This window comes from Sphingomonas sp. NCPPB 2930 (genome assembly GCF_042867205.1).
Taxonomy (GTDB): Bacteria; Pseudomonadota; Alphaproteobacteria; order Sphingomonadales; family Sphingomonadaceae; genus Sphingomonas.
The window spans coordinates 35,727-60,979 of sequence record NZ_JBHZQU010000005.1 but is presented as its reverse complement, the minus strand read 5'-3'; the positions used below and the strand labels follow the sequence as shown (position 1 = coordinate 60,979).

At 68.4% G+C, this 25,253-nt stretch carries 23 protein-coding genes; 17 read left to right on the top strand and 6 right to left on the bottom strand.

Annotated elements, in window-relative coordinates; genetic code table 11:
- Positions 1 to 70: 70 nt before the first annotated feature.
- From ACFX59_RS07985 to ACFX59_RS07970, 4 genes are read left to right on the top strand one after another with little or no spacing between them, the layout of a single operon-like run.
- Positions 71 to 205 (top strand): hypothetical protein, encoded by a 135-nt coding sequence (locus ACFX59_RS07985; RefSeq protein ID WP_307099327.1) that lies wholly within the window; start codon positions 71 to 73, stop codon positions 203 to 205.
- A gap of 46 nt (positions 206 to 251) precedes the next feature.
- A complete protein-coding gene (locus ACFX59_RS07980) occupies positions 252 to 2,054 on the top strand; it encodes a hypothetical protein (protein WP_387431293.1) in 1,803 nt (600 codons plus the stop codon).
- On the top strand, positions 2,051 to 2,965 hold the full coding sequence (locus ACFX59_RS07975) for a tyrosine-type recombinase/integrase (protein ID WP_354293253.1): 915 nt from the start codon (positions 2,051 to 2,053) through the stop codon (positions 2,963 to 2,965). The genes ACFX59_RS07980 and ACFX59_RS07975 overlap by 4 nt, the downstream gene beginning before the upstream one ends.
- Before the next feature lie 11 nt (positions 2,966 to 2,976).
- A complete protein-coding gene (locus tag ACFX59_RS07970) occupies positions 2,977 to 3,927 on the top strand; it encodes an acetyl-CoA carboxylase carboxyltransferase subunit alpha (RefSeq protein WP_387431290.1) in 951 nt (316 codons plus the stop codon).
- Between the two features lie 124 nt (positions 3,928 to 4,051).
- Here ACFX59_RS07970 and ACFX59_RS07965 read toward each other — a convergent pair whose 3' ends face one another.
- Positions 4,052 to 4,231: a Flp family type IVb pilin gene (locus tag ACFX59_RS07965; protein WP_387431288.1), complete on the bottom strand. Its 180-nt coding sequence runs from the start codon at positions 4,229 to 4,231 to the stop codon at positions 4,052 to 4,054.
- Positions 4,232 to 4,362: 131 nt separating this feature from the next.
- A complete protein-coding gene (locus ACFX59_RS07960) occupies positions 4,363 to 4,554 on the bottom strand; it encodes a Flp family type IVb pilin (protein ID WP_387431286.1) in 192 nt (63 codons plus the stop codon).
- A gap of 32 nt (positions 4,555 to 4,586) precedes the next feature.
- Here ACFX59_RS07960 and ACFX59_RS07955 point away from each other — a divergent pair, with 32 nt between their 5' ends.
- Positions 4,587 to 5,051 carry a (deoxy)nucleoside triphosphate pyrophosphohydrolase gene (locus ACFX59_RS07955; protein ID WP_387431284.1) on the top strand — a complete coding sequence of 155 codons (465 nt, stop codon included), beginning with the start codon at positions 4,587 to 4,589 and terminating at the stop codon, positions 5,049 to 5,051.
- On the opposite strand, the gene ACFX59_RS07950 is transcribed toward ACFX59_RS07955, so the two are convergent.
- Positions 4,997 to 7,738 carry a DUF5695 domain-containing protein gene (locus tag ACFX59_RS07950; protein WP_387431282.1) on the bottom strand — a complete coding sequence of 914 codons (2,742 nt, stop codon included), beginning with the start codon at positions 7,736 to 7,738 and terminating at the stop codon, positions 4,997 to 4,999. The genes ACFX59_RS07955 and ACFX59_RS07950 overlap by 55 nt on opposite strands.
- 128 nt (positions 7,739 to 7,866) lie before the next feature.
- On the opposite strand from ACFX59_RS07950, the gene ACFX59_RS07945 reads away from it, so the two are divergent.
- The 6 genes from ACFX59_RS07945 to ACFX59_RS07920 all read left to right on the top strand — a co-directional run bounded on the left by ACFX59_RS07945 (position 7,867) and on the right by ACFX59_RS07920 (position 16,175).
- Positions 7,867 to 10,215 (top strand): beta-L-arabinofuranosidase domain-containing protein, encoded by a 2,349-nt coding sequence (locus ACFX59_RS07945; protein ID WP_387431280.1) that lies wholly within the window; start codon positions 7,867 to 7,869, stop codon positions 10,213 to 10,215.
- 11 nt (positions 10,216 to 10,226) lie between these two features.
- Positions 10,227 to 11,222 carry an Ldh family oxidoreductase gene (locus ACFX59_RS07940; RefSeq protein WP_387431605.1) on the top strand — a complete coding sequence of 332 codons (996 nt, stop codon included), beginning with the start codon at positions 10,227 to 10,229 and terminating at the stop codon, positions 11,220 to 11,222.
- 18 nt (positions 11,223 to 11,240) lie between these two features.
- The gene (locus ACFX59_RS07935) at positions 11,241 to 13,037 is read left to right on the top strand and encodes a DUF885 domain-containing protein (RefSeq protein WP_387431278.1); all 1,797 of its coding nucleotides are present in this window, start codon (positions 11,241 to 11,243) and stop codon (positions 13,035 to 13,037) included.
- Between the two features lie 74 nt (positions 13,038 to 13,111).
- The gene (locus ACFX59_RS07930; RefSeq protein ID WP_387431276.1) at positions 13,112 to 14,026 is read left to right on the top strand and encodes a dihydrodipicolinate synthase family protein; all 915 of its coding nucleotides are present in this window, start codon (positions 13,112 to 13,114) and stop codon (positions 14,024 to 14,026) included.
- Complete coding sequence (locus tag ACFX59_RS07925) at positions 14,026 to 14,736, top strand: GntR family transcriptional regulator (protein WP_387431274.1); 711 nt, start codon at positions 14,026 to 14,028, stop codon at positions 14,734 to 14,736. The genes ACFX59_RS07930 and ACFX59_RS07925 overlap by 1 nt, the downstream gene beginning before the upstream one ends.
- Before the next feature lie 35 nt (positions 14,737 to 14,771).
- Entirely contained in the window at positions 14,772 to 16,175 is a 1,404-nt protein-coding gene (locus tag ACFX59_RS07920; RefSeq protein ID WP_307099303.1) for an amino acid permease, read from the top strand.
- Here the strand turns inward: ACFX59_RS07920 and ACFX59_RS07915 are convergent.
- Positions 16,139 to 18,478 (bottom strand): EAL domain-containing protein, encoded by a 2,340-nt coding sequence (locus tag ACFX59_RS07915; protein WP_387431271.1) that lies wholly within the window; start codon positions 18,476 to 18,478, stop codon positions 16,139 to 16,141. The two genes, ACFX59_RS07920 and ACFX59_RS07915, sit on opposite strands and share 37 nt — an antisense overlap.
- Before the next feature lie 144 nt (positions 18,479 to 18,622).
- Between ACFX59_RS07915 and ACFX59_RS07910 the strand changes: the two genes are divergently transcribed.
- The 3 genes from ACFX59_RS07910 to ACFX59_RS07900 all read left to right on the top strand — a co-directional run bounded on the left by ACFX59_RS07910 (position 18,623) and on the right by ACFX59_RS07900 (position 20,529).
- Positions 18,623 to 19,231: a TetR/AcrR family transcriptional regulator gene (locus ACFX59_RS07910; RefSeq protein WP_307099299.1), complete on the top strand. Its 609-nt coding sequence runs from the start codon at positions 18,623 to 18,625 to the stop codon at positions 19,229 to 19,231.
- Positions 19,232 to 19,419: 188 nt separating this feature from the next.
- On the top strand, positions 19,420 to 19,839 hold the full coding sequence (locus ACFX59_RS07905; protein ID WP_309702199.1) for a hypothetical protein: 420 nt from the start codon (positions 19,420 to 19,422) through the stop codon (positions 19,837 to 19,839).
- Positions 19,840 to 19,938: 99 nt separating this feature from the next.
- Positions 19,939 to 20,529: an alpha/beta hydrolase gene (locus ACFX59_RS07900; protein WP_387431268.1), complete on the top strand. Its 591-nt coding sequence runs from the start codon at positions 19,939 to 19,941 to the stop codon at positions 20,527 to 20,529.
- Positions 20,530 to 20,640: 111 nt separating this feature from the next.
- Here the strand turns inward: ACFX59_RS07900 and ACFX59_RS07895 are convergent, their stop codons facing one another.
- Entirely contained in the window at positions 20,641 to 20,856 is a 216-nt protein-coding gene (locus ACFX59_RS07895) for a hypothetical protein (protein ID WP_354293241.1), read from the bottom strand.
- A 94-nt stretch (positions 20,857 to 20,950) separates the two neighbouring features.
- Here ACFX59_RS07895 and ACFX59_RS07890 point away from each other — a divergent pair, with 94 nt between their 5' ends.
- The 3 genes from ACFX59_RS07890 (at position 20,951) to ACFX59_RS07880 (ending at position 24,539) form a co-directional block, all read left to right on the top strand.
- Positions 20,951 to 22,171 carry a hypothetical protein gene (locus ACFX59_RS07890; RefSeq protein ID WP_387431266.1) on the top strand — a complete coding sequence of 407 codons (1,221 nt, stop codon included), beginning with the start codon at positions 20,951 to 20,953 and terminating at the stop codon, positions 22,169 to 22,171.
- 63 nt (positions 22,172 to 22,234) lie between these two features.
- Positions 22,235 to 23,239, top strand: a complete 1,005-nt coding sequence (locus tag ACFX59_RS07885) for an NAD(P)-dependent alcohol dehydrogenase (protein ID WP_387431264.1) — start codon at positions 22,235 to 22,237, stop codon at positions 23,237 to 23,239.
- Between the two features lie 10 nt (positions 23,240 to 23,249).
- Positions 23,250 to 24,539, top strand: a complete 1,290-nt coding sequence (locus tag ACFX59_RS07880; protein ID WP_387431262.1) for an NAD(P)/FAD-dependent oxidoreductase — start codon at positions 23,250 to 23,252, stop codon at positions 24,537 to 24,539.
- A gap of 3 nt (positions 24,540 to 24,542) precedes the next feature.
- Here the strand turns inward: ACFX59_RS07880 and ACFX59_RS07875 are convergent, their stop codons facing one another.
- Positions 24,543 to 25,187 carry a GntR family transcriptional regulator gene (locus ACFX59_RS07875; RefSeq protein WP_307099286.1) on the bottom strand — a complete coding sequence of 215 codons (645 nt, stop codon included), beginning with the start codon at positions 25,185 to 25,187 and terminating at the stop codon, positions 24,543 to 24,545.
- Between the last annotated feature and the right edge of the window lie 66 nt (positions 25,188 to 25,253).

Genomic DNA, 25,253 nt, shown 5'->3' with positions numbered 1-25,253 from the left:
CTATACAGCGGGCGCGCGCCCGGCAACACCGACCGGGCTTTCACGGGTCCATTATAAGGTTTTGCGTTTCATGTCCCGTATGGTCGTATCGCTTATCGTCCTGCTCGTCGTCATTGTCGGGGGGCTGTTCCTGCTCTCGGGCCGGGCGACCGAACGGCCCGTGACGCAGGTCGAAAAGGCGGTCTCGCTTGGCAACCTGCAATAAGCGTCGTCGCGCTCTCCGCCATGTGCCGAGGGCCGTCGCGCTTCTGATGGCCGGCGCGGCCGCGCTGGCCGCCGCGCAGGATCGTCCCGAATCGCTGCTCCCGCCGGGGTTCGGCCAGCCGAGCGCGCCGGGCGCGCCCCGGCCGACGCCGCGTGGCACCCCGACGCCCCGCGCCACGCCGCGTCCGGTCGCGAGCGGGACGCCCGTCGCGGTGCCGTCGCCCGCGCCGACTCCGGCCCCGGCCGACCCGGTCGGCGCGCTGATCGAATCGCTGTCGACCCCGGTTCCGACCCCCACGCCGTCCCCTTCGCCGACCCCGGCGATGGATGCGCGGACGCTGGCCGAATATGAGCTGCCCGCTTCGTCGCGCCGGTCGCTGGCGCTGGTCGGGCCCGCCGGACCGCGCGAGGGCGCGATGGGGCCGGAAATGTTCGCCGGGGCCGATGGCCGCGTCGCCGAGGCGCTGATGCGGCGCCTGTCCGCCCCGCTGCCGTCGCGCTGGATGTCGATCCTGCTCCGCCGGACGCTGGCCGCGCAGCTGACGACCCCGAATGGCGTGAACGGCGCGGATTTCGCCGCCGAGCGCGCCTGGCTGTTGCTGCGCATGGGCGAGGCGCAGGTCGCGCGCGCGGTCGTCCAGTCGGTCGATACGGCCAATTATACGCCCAAACTCTATCAGGTCGCGATCAACGCGCTGCTGGCGTCCAGCGATCCGGCCGGGCTCTGTCCGCTGGCGGATCGCGGTGCGGCGGTGACCGGGCTGGTCGGATACCGCGTCGCGCAGGGCATGTGCGCCGCGCTGGCGGGCGATGCCGCGCGTGGCAGCGCGATCGTCCGGCAGGTCCGGCGACAGCGCGCCGCCGACGATTTCGACCTGAAGCTGGCCGAAAAGCTGATCGGGTCGGGCGGCAATGGTCGCCGGGCGGTGACGATCGAATGGAGCGGTGCGGACCGGCTGACGACTTGGCGCTTCGGCCTGTCGACCGCGACCGGCGTGTCGATCCCCGAAGACTATCTGTCCTATGTCGGCCCGCAGGTGCGCGGCTGGCTGGCGACATCGCCTGCCGTCCCAGCGACCGAGCGCGCAAGCGTGGTCGATCAGGCGGCGGCCATGGGCGTGCTCTCCAACGTCGCGCTGGTCGATTTCTATGCGGCGCTGGCCGATAACGACCAGGCCAGCCGCGCCCAGGGTGCGATTGCCGACGATCTGCGCAATGCCTATGCCGCCGGGGATGCGGGTGCGCGGTTGAGCGCGATCCGTTCGCTCTGGGGGGATGGTGCGCGCACGCCTTATGGCCGGTTGATCCTCACCGCACGGGCGGCGGCCCGGTTGCCGGTGGTGGACGATGGCGAGGAGGCGGACCGGCTGGTCGCCTCGATGCTGTCCGCCGGACTGGATCGCAACGCGGCGCGCTGGCACGGCGCGGTCAAGCAGGGCGGCGATGGCTGGGCGATGATCGAGCTGACCGATCCCGAGCAGCAGGGTCAGGTCCCGTACGACCGCATCACCGGCTATGCGGGTACGGGCGGCGACACGCGGTTGAAGCAGCGGCTGTTCTTCGCGGCGATGGCCGGGCTCGGCCGGCTGTCCGCCGCCGATATGGAGCGCGGGGCCGAAGCCTTCGACGTCCGCATCGGCCAGCGCAATCCCTGGACCGAGGCGCTGGAACAGGCGGTGGCCGACGGGCAGACCGGCATGGTCGTCCTGCTCTGCGCGATCGGCATGCAGACCGGCAGCTGGAGCGGCGTGCCGCCCCAGGCGCTGTACCGCATGGTCGAGGCGCTGCGCAGCGTCGGGCTGGACGGCGAGGCGCGGATGATCGCGGCGGAGGCGATCGCGCGGGCATGAGCGCCACCGACCCCGTCCTGACCGACCGGGCGCTGATCGACCGTTTCCTGGAGATGATGGCGGCGGAGGCGGGGGCGGCGGGCAATACCGTCGCCGCCTATCGCTCCGATCTGCGGCTGGCGGGCGAGGCGATCGGCGGGCTGGCCGAGGCGGATGAGGCGGCGCTGCGGCGGCTGGCGGATGGCTGGTGCGATCTGGCCAACGCCACCGTGGCGCGCAAGGCGGCGGCGCTGCGCCGTTTCTATGCCTTTCTGTACGAGGAAGGGATGCGCGGGGACGACCCTTCCTCGGTGCTGCCGCGCCCGGGCCAGCGGCGCGCGCTCCCCAAGATCCTGAGCCATGCCGATATCGACCGGCTGTTCGCGGCGATCGGCGAGCGCGTGACGGCCGCGCATCCGGCCCCCGCCGACCTGCGGCTCGCGGCCTTGATCGAGCTGCTCTATGGCTCCGGCCTGCGGGCGAGCGAACTGGTCGCGCTGCCCCGCAACGCCATCCATCCCGACCGGCCGTTCCTGATCCTGCGCGGCAAGGGCGGGGTCGAGCGGATGGTGCCGATCTCCGACCGCGCGCGCGCGGCGGTGGCAGCGTGGCGCGCGCATGTCCCGGCGGACAAGCCCTGGCTGTTCCCCGGCGGCAAGAAGCACCTCTCGCGCATCCGCCTCTATCAGCTGGTCAAGGCGCTGGCGGCGGAGGCGGGCATCCCGCCCGACCGGGTGAGCCCGCATGTCCTGCGCCATGCCTTCGCCACCCATTTGCTGGGCGGGGGCGCCGATCTGCGCGCGGTGCAGGCGATGCTGGGCCATGCCGACATCGCGACGACCGAAATCTACACCCATGTCGAGGCGGGTCGGCTGGTCGAACTGGTCAACACCCGCCACCCGCTCGTTGATTTTCGGGACAAGCGCCCTTAGGCGGTAGCGCCATGTCAACGAGCTTCCTCGATTTCGAGAAACCCATTGCCGAGCTTCAGAGCCGGATCGACGAACTGCGCGACACGACCGCCGAAGGGACGGTCGATATCGGCGCGGAGATCGCCAAGCTTCAGGCCAAGTCGGACAAGCTGCTGCGCGATACCTTCGCCAAGCTGACCCCGTGGCAGAAGACCCAGGTCGCCCGGCATCCGCAGCGTCCGCATTTCAAACATTATGTCGCCGGGCTGTTCGACGAGTTCGTACCGCTGGCGGGCGACCGCGCCTTTGGCGACGACCAGGCGATCATGGGCGGCTTCGCCCAGTTCCGGGGCCGGCGCGTGATGGTGCTGGGCCATGAAAAGGGCGAGGATACCGCCAGCCGCCTGCGCCACAATTTCGGCATGGGCAAGCCCGAGGGCTATCGCAAGGCGATTCGCCTGGTCGAGCTGGCCGATCGCTTCGGCCTGCCGATCGTGACGCTGGTCGACACCTCGGGCGCCTTCCCCGGCATCCAGGCCGAGGAGCGCGGCCAGGCGGAAGCCATCGCCCGCTCGACCGAGGCCTGTCTGGCGGCGGGCGTGCCGGTCGTCTCGGCGATCGTCGGCGAGGGCGGCTCGGGCGGCGCGGTGGCGCTGGCGGCGGGCAACCGGGTGCTGATGTTCGAGCATGCCGTGTATTCGGTGATCAGCCCGGAAGGCTGTGCCTCGATCTTGTGGCGCACCGCCGACAAGGCATCCGAGGCCGCCGAGGCGATGCGCGTGACCGCGCAGGACCTGAAGGGCTTTGGGGTGATCGACACGATCGTGGCCGAGCCGGTGGGCGGCGCGCACCGCGATCCGGCGGGGGCGATCGCCAATCTGGGCGATGCGGTCGAGAAGGCGCTGGGCGAGCTGGGCGGCCTGGGCCGCGACGAGCTGAAGCGTGGTCGTGCCGCCAAGTTCCTGGCGATGGGGCGGCTGTAACCGGCGTCGGCCGCCTGGACGGCCGGGTCTGAAACGAAAAGGGTCGGCGACCGCATCACGCAGTCGCCGACCCTTTTTCTCGTATCCGGCAAGCGGCGTTGGCACCGGTTGCCGGGTCCGTTCATCAATTGGCGCTGGACGAATTGTTGAGGCGGGTCGAGACGTTGGTGAAGGTGTTCTTCAGGCTGTTGCCGAGCGTGTTCATCGCGCCGATCGCCGCGACCGCGATCAGGGCAGCGATCAGGCCATATTCGATAGCCGTCGCGCCCTTGCTGTCCTTCATCATCTTGCGGATCGTCTTCATTCCGGGCTCCATTCCTTTGAATGCCGTGTTGACCAGTCACAGTCTGAGCCGGAGGGCCGGATCAGCTGGTTATTCATAGGCTTGTATTCATTGAAGAAAGTTTAATTCGCGGGTTTCCGGCCGAGCGCGGATCAGGTCGCGTCGGTCAGGGTCGTGCTGATCCGGTCGAACACGGCCTGGAGGTCCCCGCCGATCTGCGACAGGGCCGCGACGATGGCCAGCATGACACAGGCTATGATCAACGCATATTCGACGGCGGTCGCGCCGCGATGGTCCGCCGCGATTTCGCGTGCCAGGGTGAGGATCGGGCCGAGCGCTTTCATCGATTCTATGGCGTAACGAGGAAAGGTTAAGAATGTCTGTCGAACCCATGGCCCGCCCGCTCTTTCCGGTCGTCGCCGCGGCGCTGGTCGACGGCGAGGGGCGGGTGCTGTTGCAGCAGCGTCCGGCGGGCAAGACGCTGGCCGGGCTGTGGGAATTTCCGGGCGGCAAGCTGGAGCCGGGCGAAAGCGCCGAGGAGGCGCTGGTCCGTGAACTCCATGAGGAACTGGCGATCACCGTCGACCTCGCCACGCTGGAGCCCGCGGGCTTCGCGACCGAGATATTGCCCGACCGGCATCTCCTGCTGCTGCTCTATGTGATCCGGCGCTGGTCGGGCGAGCCCGTCGCACTGGAGGCGGACGGGCTGGTGTGGCGCACGCCGGAGGCGATGGACGCGTTGCCCATGCCCCCGGCGGACGGCCCGCTGGTGCGTCAGTTGCGCGCTTATCTGGGCGAGAGGACGACCTCGGTCAGCCCGGCGGCCAACGGCACCGAATAACCGCCGCGCTCCATCACCCCTCGATCGGGCGTATAGGCGCGGCCGCCGGTCGTCGTGGTCTCGACGAACAGCCGGGCCTGCGGCGTGTCGGCCCTGGCGGGATCGAGGATCAGCCGCACCGTGCCGGTGGCGGGGGTGTAGCGCACCTCGGCGATCTTGCCCGCCTCCAGCGTCAGCCAGAGCCCTGCGGGCGCGACGAACAACCGGCTGCGCGCGCCGTCCTTGGGCACGACGCGGATCGTCCCGTCCGCCTCTGACAGGTTGCCGCCATAGGACAGCCAGCCCAGCCGCGGATCGTTCACCACATAGGTGGCGGCGGCATAGGCATGGCCGAAAAAGCCCATGCCATAATCCCCGCTATATGGATCCCACTCCATCCGGTCGGGCCAGCTGTGGAAGGCGGCGGAGGAGGATCCGTCCTGGCCGATATTGGTGATCCCGCCCATCAACCCGCCATAGGCGACGCGCAGCAGATGCAGGTCGGCCGGGTTGCGCCGGAACGAATCGAACAGCGGGATGGCATTCAGCGTCGATCCGTAATGATGGATTTGCCGCTCCAGCCGGGGATATTTGCCGCCATAGAGGAAATCCCAATAGCGCCGGGCATTGCCGTTATAGCCCCAGCTGGGGATGGACGGGTCATAGCCCAATATCACTTCGCGCGTGACGTCGGCCTGCGGGCCATAGCCGAAATAGCGCATCCAGGCATAGACCTCGGCCTGGCCGGTCGAGTCCCACGCCATCTCGCTGCCAAAGGGATAGCGCAGCGTCCGCCAATGGTCCGCACGGCCCTTCATCAGCGCCTCCACCTCGGCGGCCTGGGCGGTCCAGCCCTCGCGCTTCAGATCGGTCAGGATGTCGACGAAGACGTCGCCTTCCATCAGGCCGTATTGCGCATAATGCGGCGCGTCGCGCATCATCGCGGTGATGGTGCGATAGGCATGGTCGAGATACCAGCGCCAGTCATGCACCCGCGTCATCCCCGGATGGTTGCGCGCGATCCGGTAGAGCGCCCAATGCCCCGCCGCGACATGCGGATAATTATAGGCGCGACCCAGATCGTCCGCCTGATCCTTCTTCCACGAGGTCCAGCTCTGCCAGTCCTTGGCGGGTTGATAGAGCGAGGGGAAGGCGGCCGGGTCGTAATAGAACAGGCTCTTCTTCACGCCGCCCGCATGCAGGCCGTCGGCGACCTGGAGGCGGCCGACCACCGTCTTGTCGACCAGCTCCTCGATCCGGGCGAGCTCGGTCGCGTCGGGATTGTCGAGCTGCTTCATGACGGCGGCGACCCAGCTGCCCGCGCCGCCCTCGTCGCTCATCCCCGAAATCCACACGCGCGGATCGGCGGTGACGATGCGATCCGCCTCGCGGTCATAGGTCAGGATGGCGGGCGACCGGCCGAAGGGATCGTCCTTGCCCTCAAACCATTGCCGCGTCGTCGCAAAGTGGCCGAGATCGGCCATGGTCCGCTCGAGCGGCTTGGTGACGAAATAGGGAATGGTCTGCACCTGGCCGTCGGCATAGGTCAGCGACAGCCGCGCACGGCCCCATTGCCGCCCGCGCACCGACAGCTTCTCCCAGCCGGGCTTGCCCGCCGCCCGCGTCACCTCCAGCGCGCCCGCCGGATAGCTCTCGATCCCGGTGATGGGCGAGGGGGCCCGGACGAACAGCGATGCGTCGAGGTCGCTCGGCACGACATAGCCCGGCACGCCGACGACGACCGGCCGCTTCTGCGCGATCAGGGTCGGCTCGATCCCCCGGATGCTGGGCGCGGCGACGAAGCGAAGGCCGATCCGGCGGCTCTCGCCGGGGGCGAGGCGGATGCTGGTCGGCGCATTCCACGGCGCGCCCGCCTTGGTCCAGTCGGTCTGCGCATAGGCGGCGCTGGCGACCGTCCAGTCGTAAAAGCCCTCTGACGTCTGGGCGCGCGGGCTCGCCTCGGCGATCACCGCCTTGCCGCCGGTCTCGCGGGCCGTGGGGATTGGGACATAGGCCTCCAGCGGCGTTGCGGCCTGGGGCAGGACCAGCAGCGCGGGGCCAGCACCATTCAGCCGCGTCACCTGCACATAGCCCGCATCGCGCCCGATATAGGGATCGGCGAAGCTCGCCTGGGTATGCGCCTGTTCGAGCGTGCGGTCGGTGATGATGTTGTCGAACACCATCGGCAGGCCCAGCCCGCCAATTTCCACCGTCTGGCCGCTGGTGTTGGTCAGCGTGAAGGCCAGCCCCGGCGCGCCCGCCGCGTTCGTCCATTCGCGCACGATGCGCAGCGGCAGTCCCGGGCCCATCGTCGCGGTCATGTCCGCCGCCGCCAGCACGTCACCCTTGGCGGGCAGGACGCGGACCGGCACGCGCCGCTTCGAGGAGGAGAAATCCTGCCACGGCCCGGTGCCGGTACGGACCCGCAGGTGCAGGTCGCCCAGATGGTTGTACCCATTGCCGCTCCGCTCCCGCGACCGACCGACCGGCAGGAAGTCGAAAGCGGGATCGGCGAGCGGCGACAGGCTGCGCGCGGTCTGGCTGGCCGGATCGAGGCGCAGGCGAAAGGCGCCGATTCGCATCGCCGGGGCGGAGGGTGCGGCCGCCTTGGGCCCGGTCGCGCGGGGCACGGCCTTTTGGGCCGGAACCGCCGCGACGGACAGCAGGGCCAGTGTCACGGGGAACAGGCGGAACGGAGAACGACGCATCGAGAACCCTTTCATCGGGTGTCGCTTCGCCGGTTATGGCAACGCGATTGACCCTCTCTCCAACGAACGCTAACGGTATACGGTATTTTGTGGAGAGCAAGATGGTACGGGCAAGCAGGCGCGAATGGATGCGGGGAGCGGCCACCGCCGCCTTGATCGGTGCGGCGCCCCGCGCGATCGCGGCACCGGCTTCGCGACTTCCCGCCAAGGCCGAACCCCTGCCGCTGAACGCCGTTCGCCTGCGCCCGTCCATCTATGCGACCGCGGTCGAGACCAACCGGCGCTATCTCTATCGGCTCGATCCCGACCGGTTGCTCCACAATTTCCGCCTCTATGCCGGTCTGAAGCCCAAGGCGGAGATCTATGGCGGCTGGGAAAGCGATACGATCGCGGGCCATACGCTGGGCCATTACATGTCGGCGCTGGTGCTGACCTGGCAGCAGACCGGCGATACCGAGATGCGGCGCCGCGCCGACTATATCGTCGCCGAACTGGCCGAGGCCCAGGCCAAGCGCGGCAACGGCTATGTCGGCGGGCTGGGACGCAAGCGCCCCGACGGCACCATCGTCGATGGCGAGGAGATCTTCCCCGAGATCATGGCGGGCAAGATCAAGTCGGGCGGGTTCGACCTCAACGGGTCCTGGTCGCCGCTCTACACGGTTCACAAGCTGTTCGCCGGGCTGCTCGACATTCATGGCGGCTGGGGCAATGCGCAGGCGCTGTCGGTCGCGGTCGCGCTGGGCGGCTATTTCGCCCGCGTCTTCGCCGCGCTGGACGATGCGCGGCTACAGGAAGTGCTGGGCTGCGAATATGGCGGGCTGAACGAGAGCTTCGCCGAACTCTATCAGCGGACCGGCGACCGCCAGTGGCTGGCGCTGGCCGAGCGCATCTATGATCGCAAGGTGCTCGACCCGCTGGTGGCGGGGAAGGACCAACTCGCCAATTTCCACGCCAATACCCAGGTGCCCAAGCTGATCGGCCTGGCGCGGATCCATGAGATCACCGGCAACCCCGCGCCGGCGGCGGGCGCGCGCTTCTTCTGGGACACGGTGACGCAGCATCACAGCTATGTCATCGGCGGCAATGCGGACCGCGAATATTTCTCAGAGCCCGACACGATCGCGCGGCACATCACCGAGCAGACGTGCGAGCATTGCAACACCTACAACATGCTCAAGCTGACCCGGCACCTCTATGGCTGGCAGCCACAGGCGGCGCTGTTCGACTTCTATGAACGCGCGCATCTGAACCATGTCATGGCGGCGCAGAATCCGGAGAATGGCGGCTTCACCTATATGACGCCGCTGATGACCGGCATGGCGCGCGAATTCTCGACGCCCAAGGACGACGCCTTCTGGTGCTGCGTGGGTTCGGGGATGGAGTCGCATGCCAAGCATGGCGAGTCGATCTTCTGGCAGGGCGGGGACGCGCTGCTCGTGAACCTCTATATCCCGGCCGAGGCGCGGTGGGAGCGTCGCGGGGCGACCGTCACGCTCGACACCGCCTATCCGATGGAGGGGCAGGCGACGTTGCGCTTCACCCGTCTCGACCGTGCGGGACGCTTCCCGGTGGCGCTGCGGGTGCCCGGCTGGACGCAGGGCCAGGCGGTGGTGGAGGTCAACGGCCAGCCGGTCGAGCCGGTGTTCGACCGCGGCTATGCGGTGGTCGAGCGGCGGTGGAAGGCGGGCGACAGCGTCGCCATCCGCCTGCCGCTGGAATTGCGGGTCGAACCGACGCCGGGCGACGACAGCGTGGTCGCGGTGGTGCGCGGGCCGATGGTGATGGCCGCCGATCTGGGGTCGGTCGAAACGCCGTGGAACTCGCCCGACCCCGCCATGGTCGGCGCGCACCCGCTGGCCGCCTTCACCCCGGCGGAGGGCGCACCGGGGCGCTATGCGACGCGCGGCGTGTTCCGCCCGGCGGATCTCAGCTTCGTCCCCTTCTTCAGCCAATATGATCGCCGCAGCGCGGTCTATTTCAAGCGCTTCACCGAAGCGGGATGGAAGGCGGAGGAGGCGGCCTTCCTCGCCGATCAGGCACGCGCCCGCGACATCGCCGCGCGCTCGGTCGACGTCATGCATCTGGGCGAGATGCAACCCGAGCGCGATCACGGACTTACCTCGGAGATTTCCTATCCCGTCTCCTATCGCGGGCGGCAGGGGCGCGATGCGCGGTCGGGGGGCTATATCGAGTTCAGCATGGCGGTGCGTCCCGGCCCGCTGGTGCTTCAGGCGACCTATTGGGGCGACGAGCGCAAGCGCGACTTCGACATTCTGGTCGACAATGTGAAGGTCGCCACCCAGCATCTGGAAAGCGACAAGCCGGGTCAGTTCTTCGACGTCGAATATCCGCTTCCGCTAGGGGTGACGGCGGGCAAGAAGAGCGTGCGCATCCGCATCGTCCCGCATGACCGCAGCACGGCGGGGCCGATCTTCGGCATGCGCCTGTTCACCGCCAAGAAGGGCGCGACTGCGTGACCGGCATCCGCATGACGCTGGCGGAGTTGCGGTCGCTCGCGCGAGCCAAGCTGCTGGGCGCGGGGCTCGCCCCCGCCCATGCCGAGGCGGTGGCCGAGACGATGGTCGCGGGCGAGCGCGACGGATGCGCGTCGCATGGCATTTATCGCCTGCTGGTCGCGGTCTCCAGCATCAACAAGGGTGTCGTCGTGCCCGACGCCGAACCCGTCCTGTCGCATCCCGCGCATGCGCTGGTCCGCGTCGATGGCGGCGGCGGCTTTGCCCAACTGGCGTTCCAGACCGGCAAGCCCGCGCTGATCGAAAAGGCGCGCAGGAACGGCATCGCCGCGCTGGCGCTGAACAATGTCGTGCATTTCGCCGCGCTCTGGCCCGAGGTCGAGGAACTGGCCGAGGCGGGGCTGGTCGCGCTGGCCTTCACCCCCAGCCATGCCTGGGTCGCGCCGTCGGGCGGGGCTGAGCCGGTGTTTGGGACCAATCCCATCGCATTCGGCTGGCCGCGCCCCGATGGCCCGCCCTTCGTCTTCGACTTCGCCACCAGCATGGTCGCGCGCGGCGAGATCGAGCTTCACCGCCGCGCGGGCAAGGCGGTGCCCGACGACTGGGGCGTCGATGCGGAGGGACGGCCCACCACCGATCCCGCCGCGATCCTGTCGGGCGCGATGCGGACCTTTGGCGGGCATAAGGGATCGGCGCTGGCGGCGATGGTCGAGCTGCTCGCCGGGCCGCTGATCGGCGACATGACCAGCCGCGAGTCGATCGACGTCGATGCCGGACGTGGCGGATCGCCGCTGGGCGGCGAACTGATCATCGCTATCGATCCCAAGGGGTTCCTGGGCGATCTTCTGCCCGAACATCAGGCGCGGGCGGAGGCGATGTTCGCCGCGATCACGGGGCAGGGGGCGCGGCTGCCCTCGGCCCGGCGCTACGCGGCGCGGGCGGTCTCGCTGGCGGAGGGCGTGGTGATCCCCGCCGATCTGCACCGCGACGTTACGTCACTGAATGGTTGAAGCAGGAAGGGTATGAGCATGACGAACCGGATCGCACCGCTTCTGGCGGGAATGGCCCTTCTCTGCGTACCGGGGGCCGCGGAGGCGAAGGCACCGACGGCGCAGCCGCGTGGCAAAGCGGCGACGGCGACGCGTGCGGCGGACGCCCGCTTCCGGGCCTTGTCCGAGGCGGAGTATAAATGGCGGGTCAGCCAGAACGCCGCCGACGAGGATAGCGGCAGCGCCGGATCGCGCCAGCTGCCCGATGTCGGTCCGGTGGCGCAGGCGGCGCGGCTGGCCCGTTGGGAGGCGACCGCCAAGGCGCTGGACGGCATCGATATCAACGCCTTGTCGCCCGATGTTCGCATCGATTACATGGTCTATCGCGGCCAGATCGATGCCCTGCTCGCCGCCCAGCGCTTCCGGGAATATGAGAGGCCGCTGAACGCGGACACCAGCTTCTGGGGCAATCTCGCCAGCTGGGCGCGGGGCAACTTCACCAAGGAAAGCCAGTATCGCGACTATATCGCGATGCTCCGCCAGATGCCGCGCTATTACGACCAGCAGATCGGCAATATGCGCGCCGGACTGGCGCGGGGCTTCACTCCGCCGCGCGTCACGCTGAAGGGACGCGATATCGGCGTCGCGCAGGTGGTCGATGCCGGCTTGGGCGAGGACCAGCCCTTCTACGCGCCGTTCCGCACCATGCCCGCCACCATGGCGCCCGCCACCGTCGCGGCGCTGCGGGCCGAGGCGAAGGCGGCGATCCGCGACGATGTCCTGCCCGCGCACGTCAAGCTGCTCGCCTTCCTGCGCAACGACTATATGCCGGGCGGACAGGCCAGCACGGCCGCCTATGATCTGCCCGACGGCAAGGCCTATTACCGGTCGAAGATCCGCGAATATGTGACTGCCGACATGACCCCCGAACAGATCCATGCCATCGGCCTGTCGGAGATCAAGCGCATCCGGGCGCGGATGGACGATGTGATGCGCGAGGTGAAGTTCACGGGCGATTTCCCCGCCTTCCTGACCTTCCTGCGCACCGATCCGCAATTCTATGCCAAGACGCCGCAGGAACTGCTCGACCGCGCGGCCTGGTTCGCCAAGAGCTTCGACGGCATCGCCGCCGACTGGTTCGGCCGCCTGCCGCGCAGCCGGTTCGCGATCAAGCCGGTGCCCGCCGATCTCGCGCCCTTTTATACCGCCGGGCGCGGCGGTCCGGGCATCTATCTGGTCAACACCTATGACCTGCCGTCGCGTTCGCTCTATGCGCTGCCCGCGCTGACGCTGCACGAAAGCGCGCCCGGCCATGCCTTCCAGATGCCGCTGGCCGCCGAGAACAAGGATCTGCCCGCCTTCCGCCGCGACAGCTATCTGTCGGCCTATGGCGAGGGCTGGGCGCTGTATTGCGAGGCGCTGGGCGAGGATATGGGCTTCTACAAGACGCCCTATGATCGGTTCGGCATGCTGTCCTATCAGGCCTGGCGCGCCGCGCGGCTGGTGGTCGATACCGGCATCCATGCCATGGGATGGAGCCGCGAACAGGCCCAGGCCTATCTCCACGACAATACCGCGCTGTCGGATCACGAGATCGAGACCGAGGTCGACCGCTACATCGCATGGCCGGGCCAGGCGCTGTCCTATTATATGGGGCAACTCGCCTTCCAGAAGGCGCGCGCCAAGGCGGAGAAGGCTTTGGGGCCAAAGTTCAACATCCGCGCCTGGCATGATGCGATGTTGCAACTGGGCTATGTCCCCTTGCCCGTCATCGCGCAGCGTACCGATCAGTTCATCGCGGAGGGCGGCAAGGGCCCCTATCCCGATGAGGAATGATCGCGATTGACCTGCGGCGATCGATTTGCTAAAAAGTATACGGTATCTAAATATAAACAGCAGGAAGACAGATTGTGAGCATCGGCTGGCGTGGCGTATTCCCCGCGGTGACGACCCAGGTGCGGGAGGATCTTTCGATCGATCTCGCCGACACGCAGCGCGTGGTGGACGATCTGGTCCGCGACGGCGTGACCGGCGTCATCGCCCTTGGCACGGTCGGCGAGAACAACTCGCTCGACTATGATGAGAAGGTCACGGTGCTGACCGCGATCGTCGAGGCGGTCGACGGCCGCGTGCCGGTGATCACCGGCGTGTCGGAATATGACACGCGCCGCGCGGTCCGCTATGCGCAGGCCGCCGAAAAGGCCGGCGCCGACGGCCTGATGCTGCTGCCGCCGATGGTCTATGTGCCCAAGGCGCATGAGCTGGTGAACCATTTCAAGGGCGTGGCGGATCAGGTCGGCCTGCCGATCATGCTCTACAACAACCCGCCCGCCTATCGCACGGTCATCGACCAGACGGTGCTGGAAGCGCTGGTCGACGTGAAGAACGTCGTCGCGGTCAAGGAATCGGCCCCCGACACGCGTCGCTTCACCGACTTCCGCAACGCCTTTGGCGATCGTTATGTCCTGTTCGCGGGACTGGACGACGTGGCGCTCGAGGGCCTGTACCTCGGGGCGCAGGGCTGGGTCTCGGGCCTGACCAACGCCTTCCCCAAGGAGTCGGTCGAACTGGTCGCCGCGTTCGAGCGGGGCGATCATGCCAAGGCGATGGAGATCTATCGCTGGTTCATGCCGCTCCTCCACCTCGATGCCGAGCATGACCTGGTCCAGTCGATCAAGCTGGCCGAGCAGGTCATGGGTCGCGGTTCGGAGCGCGTGCTGCCGCCGCGCTACGTCCTCGAGGGCGAACGCCGCGCCCAAGTGATCGCGATGGTCGAAAAGGCCGCCGCGACCCGCCCGACCCTCGGGCTGAGCAAGGCCGCCTGATGGCGACGACGCTCCCGCCCCGCGACATGGTGCCGGATGACGGCCGAACGCGGGGCGGGGGCGTCATCGTCGTGCAGACGCTGGCGGACCGTATCTTCGCCATCGTCCGCGAACGGATCGTGGCCGGGACGCTGGGGGGCGACCGACCGATCCGGCAGGACGCGCTGGCCGCCGAGCTGGGGGTCAGCAAGATCCCGCTGCGCGAGGCGCTCGCCCGGCTGGAGCAGGAGGGGCTGCTCCAGGGGGTCCCCAATCGCGGCTATCTGGTCGGTCGGCTGAGCGCGGCGCGGGCCGAGGAAATCTACATGCTTCGCTGCCGCCTCGAACCGGCGGCGGCGGCGCGCGCGGCGCTGGTCGCGGATGACGAGGACCGGGCGCGGCTGATCGCGGCGTTCGACATGCTGGACCGCGCCGCGACCAGCGATCTGGCGCAGGTCGCCATCTCCAACCGGCAATTCCACATGGCGATGGTCCGCCCGATCGGACGGCCGCTGACCATCCGCATGATCCGACAATTGGCGGTGCTGGCGGAGCGCTACGTCGTCGCGCATCTGCAACCCGCCGGGCGCGATGCCCGCGCGCATCTGGAACACCGCGAACAGCTCGATGCCTTTCTGGCGCGCGACGCGGAACGGGTTCAATCATTGCTTGACGCGCATATCCGGTCCACGCTGATGGACCTGAAGGGCGGGTTCGCACTCGCCGGATAGCATGGAAACCATCGAGGCGGGGGATTTTGCTTCACATGTTCGGACCGTTCAAACCGCTGGGCAGCGCGACCCAGCATGGGGAAGGGCAGGCGCTGGCCAAGACGCTCAGCTGGCCGCACCTCATCGCGCTGGGGGTCGGCGCGATCGTCGGCACCGGCATCTACACGCTGACCGGGGTGGGCGCAGAACGGGCGGGGCCCGCCGTCATCCTGGCCTTCGCGATCGCGGGTGCGGTCTGCGCCTGCGCGGCGCTCGCCTATGCCGAACTGGCCACGCTGATCCCGGCGGCGGGCAGCGCCTATACCTTCAGCTATACCGCCTTGGGCGAGACGCTGGCCTGGGTCGTGGGGTGGAGCCTGATCCTCGAATATTCGCTGTCCTGCTCGGCGGTCGCGGTCGGCTGGGGCGGCTATCTGGTCGGCTGGATACAGGCGGCGGGGATACACTTGCCGCCCGAACTCCTGTCCGGGCCGCATGGCGGCGGCATCGTGAACCTGCCTGCGGTGGTCGTCGCCCTGTCGGTGATGGGCATGCTGATCGCGGGTACGCGTGAGAGCGCGACGCTCAATATCGTCCTCGTCGTCATCAAGCTGGTGGCGCTGGGCATCTTCGTGGCCTTTGCCCTTCCGGCCTTCCAGGGCGATAACCTCCATCCCTTCATGCCCTATGGCTTTGCCGCGCACGAGGTGGACGGTGCCAAGCGCGGCGTGATGGCGGCGGCGGCGATCGTGTTCTTTGCCTTTTACGGGTTCGACGCGGTCGCGACCTCGGCAGAGGAAGCCAAGAACCCCAGCCGTGACCTGACCATCGGTATCGTCGGCTCCATGCTGGTCTGCACGTTGATCTACATGGCGGTGGCCGTCGCGGCGATCGGGTCGATGCCCTTCCAGCAGCTCGCCAATTCGCCCGAGCCGCTGGCGCTGGTCCTTCGCTCGCTGGGCCAGCCCCAGGCGGCGCATCTGATCGCGCTGGCCGCGGTCATCGCGCTGCCTTCGGTCATCCTGGTCATGATGTACGGACAGAGCCGCATCTTCTTCACCATGGCACGCGACGGCCTGTTGCCGCAGTCGCTGGCCGTGGTCAGCAAGCGCAGCGGCGCGCCGACCCGCATCACGCTGGTCACCGGCCTCTCGATCGCGCTGGTCGCTGGCACCTTCCGGCTGGACGAGATCGCCGAGCTGGCCAATGCGGGCACGCTGCTCGCCTTCATCGCGGTCGGCGCCTGCTTGATGGTGCTGCGGCGCAAGGCGCCGGACGCCAAGCGGCTGTTCCGCTGCCCGCAGCCCTATCTGGTCGGCACGCTCGCCATCCTGGGCTGCATCTATCTGTTGTTCAGCCTGCCCAGTTCGACCATCATCCGGTTCGTCGTCTGGAACCTGGCCGGGCTGGCCTTCTATTTCGTCTATGGTCGGCGGCGGAGCGCGCTGGCGGCGGGATAAGCGGGCAGGCGGCCCGGGCGGCCGAACAGATAACCCTGGGCCTGGGGACATCCTTCCTCCAGCACCATGCGATGCTGTTCGGCCGTCTCCACCCCTTCGGCCACCACCGGCAGGTTCAGGCTCTGGCCCAGCCCGACGATCGCGCGGACGATCGACCGCGCGGCCTCGTCATCGGTGACGCCGGAAATGAAGCTGCGGTCGATCTTGATCTTGTCGAACGGAAAGCACTGGAGGTTGCTGAGCGAGCTGTAGCCGGTGCCGAAATCGTCCATGACGATCGCGACCCCCATGGCCTTCAGCCGGTGCAGCGTCCGCAGCGTGCCCTCCCGGTCGTGGAGCAGGACGTTCTCGGTGATCTCCAGCTCCAGCCGACGCGCGGGAAAGCCGCTTTCGGCCAGCGCCTTGGCGACGATCTCGGCCAGGTTGGGGAGCTGGAACTGGATGGGGGAGACGTTGACCGCCAGCGTCATCGGCTCGGGCCAGGCGGCGGCGGCGCGGCAGGCTTCGCCCAGCACCCATTCGCCGAGTTGCAGGATGATGCCCGTATCCTCGGCGATCGGCACGAACTCGTCGGGGACGATCTCGCCGCGCTCGGGATGCTGCCAGCGGAGCAGCGCCTCATAACCGATGACGCTCGCGCCCTCGGTCGAGACGAGCGGCTGATAGACCAACTGCATCTGGTCGCGCAGCAGGGCATGGCGCAGGTCATGTTCGAGCGCGCGGCGATGGCGGACCGCATGGTCCATGTCCTGGTCGAAGAAGGACGCCGCGCCGCGTCCGCTCGTCTTGGCGCGGTACAGCGCGACATCGGCATTGTGGCGAAGCCCATCGGCGTCGGCGGCATCCTGCGGGAACAGCGACACGCCGATGCTGACCCCGACCGCCGTCGGATCGCGGCTCAGGTCCATTTCGGTGGCAAAGGCGCCCAGGATCGTCGCGACCAGCTTGTGGACCCGGTCGGGATCGTCGACCCCGCGCTGGAGGATCAGGAACTCGTCGCCGCCGACCCGTGCGACCACCGCCGCCTCGTCGACCACGCCGGTCAGGATCCGGGCGACGCGACACAGGATCATGTCGCCCGCCGCATGGCCGAACAGATCGTTGACCGCCTTGAACCGATCGAGATCGAGCGCGAGCAGCGCGAAGGGGCCTTTCTGGTCGGCCTGTGCGATGGCCCCCTCCAGCGCCTGGGCGAAATAGGCGCGATTGGGCAATCCGGTCAGCGGGTCATGGACCGCCATATATTCGATCTGGCGCTGCGCCCGCCGCTGCTCGGTCAGGTCGCGCACCGCCATCACGGTCGATCGTCGTCCGCGATATTCGATCTCGTGACAGGCGACCTCCAGATAGCGTTCCATCGAGGCGTGGCAGGGGCGCGTCTCGACCGGGTGATCGTGCGTCAGGCTCAGCGGCACGCTGTCCATGGTTTCCAGCCAGTCCCCGGGGGTGGAGCCGATCAACGCCTGCGGCTCGACCCCCAGCATCGTGGCGAGCCGGGCATTGGTCTCGACGATACGGCCGTTCAGCAGGATCGCGATCCCTTCGCGGGTCGCCTGGGTCAGGCCGTGCAGGTCGGTCAGTCGCCGGTCGAGGATGGCCGCGCCGATCATCATCACGACGATCAGTGCGGTCGCCCCCAGCACGGCGCGGGCCAGGCCGTGCGGCTGGAGCGGTTCGAGCGTCGGATCGACCACCACTCCGCCGGGCAAGAGCGTCGTCGCCGCCATCGCCCCGAAATGCAGCATCACGACCCCCATCGCGCCCGCCAGGATCGGCAGGACAGCGCGCGTCATCCCGCGCAGCCGGATATGGGCAATCAGCGCGAGCGAGAGGAAGGCTGTCGCGCCCAGCATCGCCTGCGTGACGCCCCATGGACTATACAGGATGCGGGCGGGCACGATCAGCGCGCTCATGCCGGCGAAGTGCATCGCGGCGATGCTGGCGGCGATGATCGTGGCGGCGATCACGAGCATCCCCGTCTCCCGCCGCCGGGCGATGAAGGTCAGCGCGAGCCAGATGCCCGCGATCGGAATCCCGATCGAAACGACGGTCAGCGACAGGTCGAACCCCAGCGGCAGGGGGCCCCGATAGGCGAGCATGGCCAGGAAATGCGTCGCCCAGATGCCGATCCCCGCGGTGATCGCGGCAAAGGCCAGCCAGCTGCGACGGCGACCCTCGACGCATTCCTCCGACCGGGCGTGCAGGAGGAAGAGCGCGGACAATCCCAGGACGCAGATTCCGGCGGCCAGTCCGACCAGCCAGGGATCATGGTCTTTGGTGATACATCCGACGATATTGAGCATGCTGTCCTGGTCCCCCGACGACCCTTCATAGGACGACGTCGCTTTCCGAACATTTAAGAGCATTGGCACCGGATCGGAGGAAGCCGACCGGGCGGGGCGTTCGGGGGTTTCAAAAATCGCCGGGATAATTATATACCGACTGTTATGGAAAATGCTTTGCCCGCTTGTAAGGGGCGTCCTCGCGAATTCTGCACCGAGCAGGCGCTGGCCTCGGCGCTCCGGGTCTTCTGGAGCAAGGGGTATGAGGGCGCGTCGATGGCGGACCTGACCGAGGCGATGGGGATCACCAAGCCCAGCCTCTATGCCGCGTTCGGCAACAAGGAAGCATTGTTCCACAAGGCGCTGGACCTCTATGAGGCCGAGAAGATGGCCTTTATCCGCGAGGCGCTGAACCAGCCCACCGCGCGGGGCGTGGCCGAGCATCTGCTGCGCGGCGCGGTCGATGCGCAGACCAACCAGCAGGAACCGCGCGGTTGCCTGGGGGTGATCCACTCGGTCGCCTGCGGGTCGGAAGCCGAATCGATCAAGGCGGAGGTCGTCGCCCGCCGTGCCTCGTCACAGGCGGCGCTGCTCGCCCGGTTCCAGCGCGCCAAGGACGAAGGCGATCTGCGCGAGGATGTCGAGCCCGAGGGGCTGACCGCGATGCTCTATGCGCTGTTCCAGGGAATGGCCGTGCAGGCCGGGTCGGGGGCCAGCCGCGCCGATTTGGAAAGGCTGGTCGAGACGGGGCTGAAATGCTGGCCGACGCGTTGAATACCGGTCGGTATAAAATGCTTGACGGGGCGTTGGTGGCTTAATATACCGCTTGGTATGGAAGGCGCCTGGTAGTCTTCCGAACATCATTGGCGAGACATGGATACGGGCGGCATGGGGTCGCCGGATCGCGGCGGGCGGATGCGCTTTGCCGGACAGGGTGTCGCGCGACGCAAAAGGGGTATGTCATGGCCTATGTCGCTTTTCAGGAAATCGGTGCCGCGCGGGCCGCGTTCGATGCCGCCACCGCCGAACAGGGTGCGGCGGCGATCCGTCCTGACGCCCGTCTGTCCGCGCTGGAATGGCAGGTCGTGGCGCTGGCCCGTCGCGACCGCGTCTCGTCGCTGCGCGCGCCCAGCCGCCTGGGCCGCGCGCTCGGCTCCATCTTCGGCGAGACGCGCAATCCCCGGCTGGCCGACCCTTCGCTCGAGGCGCTGCGCCGGATGGCGGTGCTGAGCTGGCATCATGGCTATAGCGTGCCCTCGCACGAGGTCCGCGCGTTCCTGGCCGCCGGGTACACCCCCGATCAATATGAGCTGATGGTCGACAGCATCGCGACCGCGCTGGCGGGTTCGCGCCGCTCGACCCGGATCGCCGCCGCTGCCTGACGGCGATCGTCGCGCCGGGACGAGGCGGCGTCGCGTCGATGCCCCTTGCCTCGCGCGATAAGCGGCGTACCTTGGGGGGATCAGCGACGGAGCAGATCCATGGCGGCCGAACTGCGTCTGACCGACCCCTTTTCAATCATCACCCTGCCCATGGCGGGCGCGCCGGGCAGCGAGCAGGCGATGCCGTGGGAAAGGCTGTTCGCCTGGCCCCGTCGTGGCGATGTCCAGCTTCCCTTCGACGCCAGCAGCCGCGAGGCGCGCGATGCCTGGGCGACCCGGCTCGACCATGCGGTGGCGCATGCCGACAAGGCGGTTCTGCTGGTCGCGGAAAACGCCGCCTGCCTGGCCAGCATCTGGTGGGCGCGGCTGTCGCCCAGCCATTATGTCTCGAAGGTCGCGGGCGCGCTGTTCTTCCAGCCGCCCTCCATCGCGCCGCTCGACCGGTCCGGCGGGCAACTGTTCGCCTCGCCCGAAGCGGCGCTGCCTTTCCCGTCGCTGGTGATCGACGGCGCGCTGCACGGACCCGCGCTGGCGCAGGCTTGTGGCGGGCGGCTGCTGGACGCACCGCGCGCCGCGCCGCCCGCGACCGGCATGTGGCGACAGGCGCAGCGTTTGATCGAGCGGCTGTCGGCCGGGGTGGTCGAACAGGATATGCGCGTCCTGCGCACGCTGGGTATTCCCGACCGATGACAGGCATAAAAATGGCCCGGCGGAATGCCGCCGGGCCAGTCGAACGCCATAGGGAGCTTCCTTTGGCGAGCAGGAGAGGTGGCGGGCCGCGTCGCCCGCGTCCGTCCGCCGCTATTGCGGGGCCGTGCTGTTGAGGTCGGCGTCGTTGGACGTCAGCAGATCGTTGCCCAGAGCCTCGTTTTCCGCCACCGGCGTTTCGTCATTGGCAAGCACCACCGATCCGTTATCCAGCGTGGCATTGTCGGCGGCGGTCCCCTTGGGCGAGCAACCGGCAAGCGGCGCGATCGACGCCAGCAGGATCAATGGAAAGGCGCGACGTCGCATCATGAATCCGGTTCCCTTCTGTCCCTGTACAGCCCTGTTCGGCTCGGTTCGATAAATACATACCAAATAGATGGGATATAAGAAGCGCTATTCTTTCGTGGCTGATAGCTGGGCTATCTGGCGCCTGATATTGGCTCTGGTCGGCATGGTGTCGATCGCCGGTGTCGCCAGCGCCCAGCCGGTCGGTCCGCGCGCGCTCGACGGGCAGGCGGCGCTTGCGCTCGATGCTGCGACCTATGCGGCGCAATCCGGCCTGTCGCCGTCCGACGCCTTGCGCGAGTTGCAGGTTCAGGACGCATCGGTGCCGGTGACCGATGCGCTTCGCATGGAGTTCGCCGATCGGCTGGCCGGGCTGTCGGTGGGGCATGCGCCCTTCCATGTCGATGTGCTGCTGACCGGCGACGCGCCCGTGGCGGACAGGGTGGTGCAGGTGGCGGGCATGCCGGTGCTGATCCGCTTTCGCACCGGAGCCTATGCCACCCATGGCCAGCTCGTCACCGCGCTTGCGCTCCACCAGACCGAAATCCGCGCCAGCCTGACGCGCCCGCCGGGGATCGGCGTCGATCCGCGTATCGGCGCGCTGGTCGTCATGGTGGGACAGGCGGACCTGCTGGCCGAGCCGGGCGAGGCCCTGCGCGACCGGATCGCGCGGCTGGCGGGGGTGCCGGTGCGGATCGCGACCATGGATACGCCCGATGCCGACCTTGCCGATCTGCAAGGCGGTGCGCGGTTGGTCGGAGTCGATCCGGCCGACGGGCGGCGCTATGCCTGTACCAGCGGCTTCGTCGTGCGGCGCGGCGCGGAGGATGCGGTCGTCACCGCCGCGCATTGTCCCGACAATCTGTCGTGGAGCGACACCGCCCGCACCGAACATTCGCTGCCTTTCCTGGGGCAATGGGGCTGGGGCTATCAGGACGTGCAGGTCAATGGCAGCCCGGTGCCGCTCGCGCCGCGTTTCTGGAGCGACACGGCCAAGACGATCAGCCGGACCGTCACCGGCGAGCGCCCGCGCGATTCGACGCGGGCGGGCGACATCGTCTGCCATCGCGGCGAGCGGACCGGCTATAGCTGTGCCGAGATATGGATGCCCGATTTCGCGCCCGCCGGCGATCTGTGCGGCGGCGGCTGCACGGCGGCCTGGGTCGCGGTGCGCGGTCCGACCTGCCGTAGCGGCGACAGCGGCGGGCCAGTCTTTCTGGGCGGCACCGCCTTTGGGATCGTCAAGGGCGGCAGCTACCGCGCGGACGGCAGCTGCGCCTTCTATTTCTACATGTCGCTCGATTTCCTGCCCAGCGGATGGTCCCTGGCGACCGGCTGAGGATCGCATCGCTGCATTGCAACGTTGGCGTGTCGGTAACGGATGTCGACAAAGGGCGACGACATGAAAGCGATGATCCTCGACGCACCCGGTGGGCTGGACCGTCTGCGTCTGGTCGAGCGTCCCGATCCGGGCGCGCCGGGCGCGGGCATGATCCGGGTCCGGCTGCATGCCACGTCGCTCAACTATCATGACTATGGCGTTGTCTCGGGCCGGATGCCGACCGAGGATGGCCGCATCCCAATGGCGGATGGCGCCGGGATCGTCGAGGCGGTGGGCGAGGGCGTGACCGACTTCGCGGCGGGCGATTCGGTCGTCGCATGTTTCTTTCCCGATTGGCAGGAGGGACCCGCGCGGGTCGGCGACTTCGCCCGGACGCCCGGCGACGGCATCGATGGCTATGCCTGCGAGACGGTGGTCGCCCCCGCGACTGCCTTCACCCGGTCGCCCAAGGGCTATGACCATGCGCAGGCTGCGACGATCACCACCGCCGGGCTGACCGCGTGGCGCAGCCTGGTGGTCGATGGCGGGCTGAAGGCCGGGGACCGGGTGGCGGTGCTGGGCACGGGCGGCGTGTCGATCTGGGCACTCCAGATCGCCAAGCTGATGGGGGCGAGCGTGGTCGTCACCTCGTCCTCCGATGCCAAGCTGGAACGGGCCAGGGCCCTGGGCGCGGATCATGTCATCAATTACCGCACCCATGCCGACTGGGGCCGGATGGTCCATGACTGGGCCGGAGAGGGCGTCGACCATGTGGTGGAGGTCGGCGGTCCGGGTACGCTCGCCCAGTCGATCGATGCGGTCCGGATCGGGGGACATATCGGCCTGATCGGCGTGCTGACCGGCGCCAGCGGCGAGGTGCCGACCGCGACCATGATGCTGAAGCAGGCCCGCCTCCAGGGCCTGATCGTCGGCAGCCGCCGGATGCAGCAGGATTTCGTCCGCGCGCTCGACACCGCCGACCTCCGCCCGGTGATCGACCGGACCTTTACGCTGGACGAACTCGGCGATGCGTTCCGTCACCAGGAAAGCGGCGCGCATTTCGGCAAGATCGCGGTGACATGGTGAGGGCGCCGTCATGAGCGGGCCCGAAGGCCAGGCCGTCGATCCCGCCTGGCCGCATGTCGTCATCGTCGGCGCCGGGTTCGGCGGGCTGGCGGTGGCCAAGCGGCTGGCCCGCGCGCCGGTGCGGGTGACGGTGGTCGACCGGAACAACTATCACCTGTTCGTGCCGCTGCTCTATCAGGTCGCGACCGCCGCGCTGTCCCCGGCGGATGTGGCCGAGCCGATTCGCCATGTCCTCGGCCGGTTCCCCAATATCCGCGTCGTGCTGGGCGAGGTCGCGCAGATCGACACCGGGGCGCGCCGGATCGGCCTGTCGACCGGCGAGACGCTGTCCTATGACCGGCTGGTCGTCGCCACCGGATCGACCAGCAGCTATTTCGGGCATGACGAATGGCGCAGCGTCGCGCCCGCCTGCAAGTCGATCGAGGAGGCGCGGCTGATCCGCTCGCGCGTGCTGGGCGCGTTCGAGGAGGCGGAGCGCGACGGTGCGGCAGATCGCGAGGCGCTGATGACCTTCGTGATCGTCGGCGGCGGCCCGACCGGGGTGGAGCTGGCGGGCTCGGTCGCCGAGCTGGCACGCTATACGCTGACCTCGGACTTCCGGCGCATCCGGCCCGAAACGGCGAAGATCATCCTGGTCGAGGCGGGCCCGCGCATCCTGGCGGCCTTTCCCGATTCGCTGGCCGATTATGCCGAGCGGGCGCTCGGGCGGCTGGGCGTCGAGATCATGACGAACATGCCGGTCGAGACGATCACCGAAGAGGGGCTGACCGCGGGCGGCCGCTTCATCCCGGCGCGCACCGTCCTGTGGGGGGCGGGCGTCGCGCCGACGGGGGCGGCGGCGCTGTTGGGGGTGAAGCCGGGGCCGGGCGGTCGGGTCGCGGTAAAGCGCGACCTGAGCGTCGAGGGGCTGGAGGGTGTCTATGCGCTGGGCGATGTCGCCGCCTGTCCGGACGAGGCGGGCAAGCCGCTGCCGGGACTGGCGCAGGTGGCGCAGCAACAGGGCGACTATCTGGGCAAGGCTTTGCGCGACCTGTTGACCCGGGGCCGGTCCGCGCCGCCCTTTCGCTTCCACAATCGCGGCAATGCGGCGATCATCGGGCGACATGCCGCGATCTTCGATTTCGGCCGCTATCGGTTGAAGGGCTATCCGGCCTGGATGCTATGGGCGATCGTCCATGTCGTGCTGCTGGTCAGTTTCGCGCAGCGTATCCGCGTCAGCCTGCAATGGCTCTGGCGCTATCTGACCTATCGCCGGGGCGCGCGGATCATCACGACGCCTGTGGTGCGGGGTTCGGGATAGCGTTTATTCGGCCAGCTGGGCGCGAAGGTCGACGATCGTCGCGCCGATATGATCGGTCAGCAGCCCGGCGACCCGCGCCTCGTCGCGCGCCAGCCATGCGTCGAGCAGCGCGTGATGCTCCTCATGCGCGCGGTCCTCGCGTCCGGCGGGTTTCAGATGCTGGACGACATAGCGTTCGGCCAGCACCTGCAATCGCTCGATCAGCTGGAAGGTGAGCGCGGCGCCCAGCGGCCGGACCAGCGCGAGGTGGAAGGCGCGGTTGAGGAGCGCTACCTCGTGCAACGCCTCGCGCGCCGCCACGTCGAGCGCGGTCAGCGCCTCGCGCGCCGCCGCCTGATCGGCGATCGACGCGACGCGGCTGGCCCGCGCGGCGGCATCGGGTTCGATCGACAGGCGGAGTTCGTAGATCTCCTCCGCCTCGCCCGCGCCCAGCGACCGGACGAAGAAGCCGCGATTGGCCTGGCTGACCAGCAACCCCTCCTGCTCCAGACGCGCCAGCGCCTCGCGAAGCGGGATCTTGCTGACGCCCAGCTCGTTGGCCAGCGCGTCCTGGCGGATCGGCTGGTCTTCGGGCAGGGCGCCGCTGATGATGCGTTCGCGGACGATCGTGAAGATCTGCTCCGACAGGGTGCGAACGACAAGGCTCATGGTATCTCTCGTGCCGACAGGCCGGGAGGAGCCTGTAATTTGGGAAGAAACGTATACGTCAAGCGT

Excerpts from the sequence above, each read along its gene's own strand:
- ACFX59_RS07985 (WP_307099327.1), top strand. The coding sequence starts at position 71 with ATGTCCCGTATGGTCGTATCGCTTATCGTCCTGCTCGTCGTCATTGTC.
- ACFX59_RS07980 (WP_387431293.1), top strand. The coding sequence starts at position 252 with ATGGCCGGCGCGGCCGCGCTGGCCGCCGCGCAGGATCGTCCCGAATCG.
- ACFX59_RS07975 (WP_354293253.1), top strand. The coding sequence starts at position 2,051 with ATGAGCGCCACCGACCCCGTCCTGACCGACCGGGCGCTGATCGACCGT.
- ACFX59_RS07970 (WP_387431290.1), top strand. The coding sequence starts at position 2,977 with ATGTCAACGAGCTTCCTCGATTTCGAGAAACCCATTGCCGAGCTTCAG.
- ACFX59_RS07965 (WP_387431288.1), bottom strand. The coding sequence starts at position 4,231 with ATGAAGACGATCCGCAAGATGATGAAGGACAGCAAGGGCGCGACGGCT.
- ACFX59_RS07960 (WP_387431286.1), bottom strand. The coding sequence starts at position 4,554 with ATGAAAGCGCTCGGCCCGATCCTCACCCTGGCACGCGAAATCGCGGCG.
- ACFX59_RS07955 (WP_387431284.1), top strand. The coding sequence starts at position 4,587 with ATGTCTGTCGAACCCATGGCCCGCCCGCTCTTTCCGGTCGTCGCCGCG.
- ACFX59_RS07950 (WP_387431282.1), bottom strand. The coding sequence starts at position 7,738 with ATGCGTCGTTCTCCGTTCCGCCTGTTCCCCGTGACACTGGCCCTGCTG.
- ACFX59_RS07945 (WP_387431280.1), top strand. The coding sequence starts at position 7,867 with ATGCGGGGAGCGGCCACCGCCGCCTTGATCGGTGCGGCGCCCCGCGCG.
- ACFX59_RS07940 (WP_387431605.1), top strand. The coding sequence starts at position 10,227 with ATGACGCTGGCGGAGTTGCGGTCGCTCGCGCGAGCCAAGCTGCTGGGC.
- ACFX59_RS07935 (WP_387431278.1), top strand. The coding sequence starts at position 11,241 with ATGACGAACCGGATCGCACCGCTTCTGGCGGGAATGGCCCTTCTCTGC.
- ACFX59_RS07925 (WP_387431274.1), top strand. The coding sequence starts at position 14,026 with ATGGCGACGACGCTCCCGCCCCGCGACATGGTGCCGGATGACGGCCGA.
- ACFX59_RS07920 (WP_307099303.1), top strand. The coding sequence starts at position 14,772 with ATGTTCGGACCGTTCAAACCGCTGGGCAGCGCGACCCAGCATGGGGAA.
- ACFX59_RS07915 (WP_387431271.1), bottom strand. The coding sequence starts at position 18,478 with ATGCTCAATATCGTCGGATGTATCACCAAAGACCATGATCCCTGGCTG.
- ACFX59_RS07910 (WP_307099299.1), top strand. The coding sequence starts at position 18,623 with ATGGAAAATGCTTTGCCCGCTTGTAAGGGGCGTCCTCGCGAATTCTGC.
- ACFX59_RS07905 (WP_309702199.1), top strand. The coding sequence starts at position 19,420 with ATGGCCTATGTCGCTTTTCAGGAAATCGGTGCCGCGCGGGCCGCGTTC.
- ACFX59_RS07900 (WP_387431268.1), top strand. The coding sequence starts at position 19,939 with ATGGCGGCCGAACTGCGTCTGACCGACCCCTTTTCAATCATCACCCTG.
- ACFX59_RS07895 (WP_354293241.1), bottom strand. The coding sequence starts at position 20,856 with ATGATGCGACGTCGCGCCTTTCCATTGATCCTGCTGGCGTCGATCGCG.
- ACFX59_RS07885 (WP_387431264.1), top strand. The coding sequence starts at position 22,235 with ATGAAAGCGATGATCCTCGACGCACCCGGTGGGCTGGACCGTCTGCGT.
- ACFX59_RS07880 (WP_387431262.1), top strand. The coding sequence starts at position 23,250 with ATGAGCGGGCCCGAAGGCCAGGCCGTCGATCCCGCCTGGCCGCATGTC.
- ACFX59_RS07875 (WP_307099286.1), bottom strand. The coding sequence starts at position 25,187 with ATGAGCCTTGTCGTTCGCACCCTGTCGGAGCAGATCTTCACGATCGTC.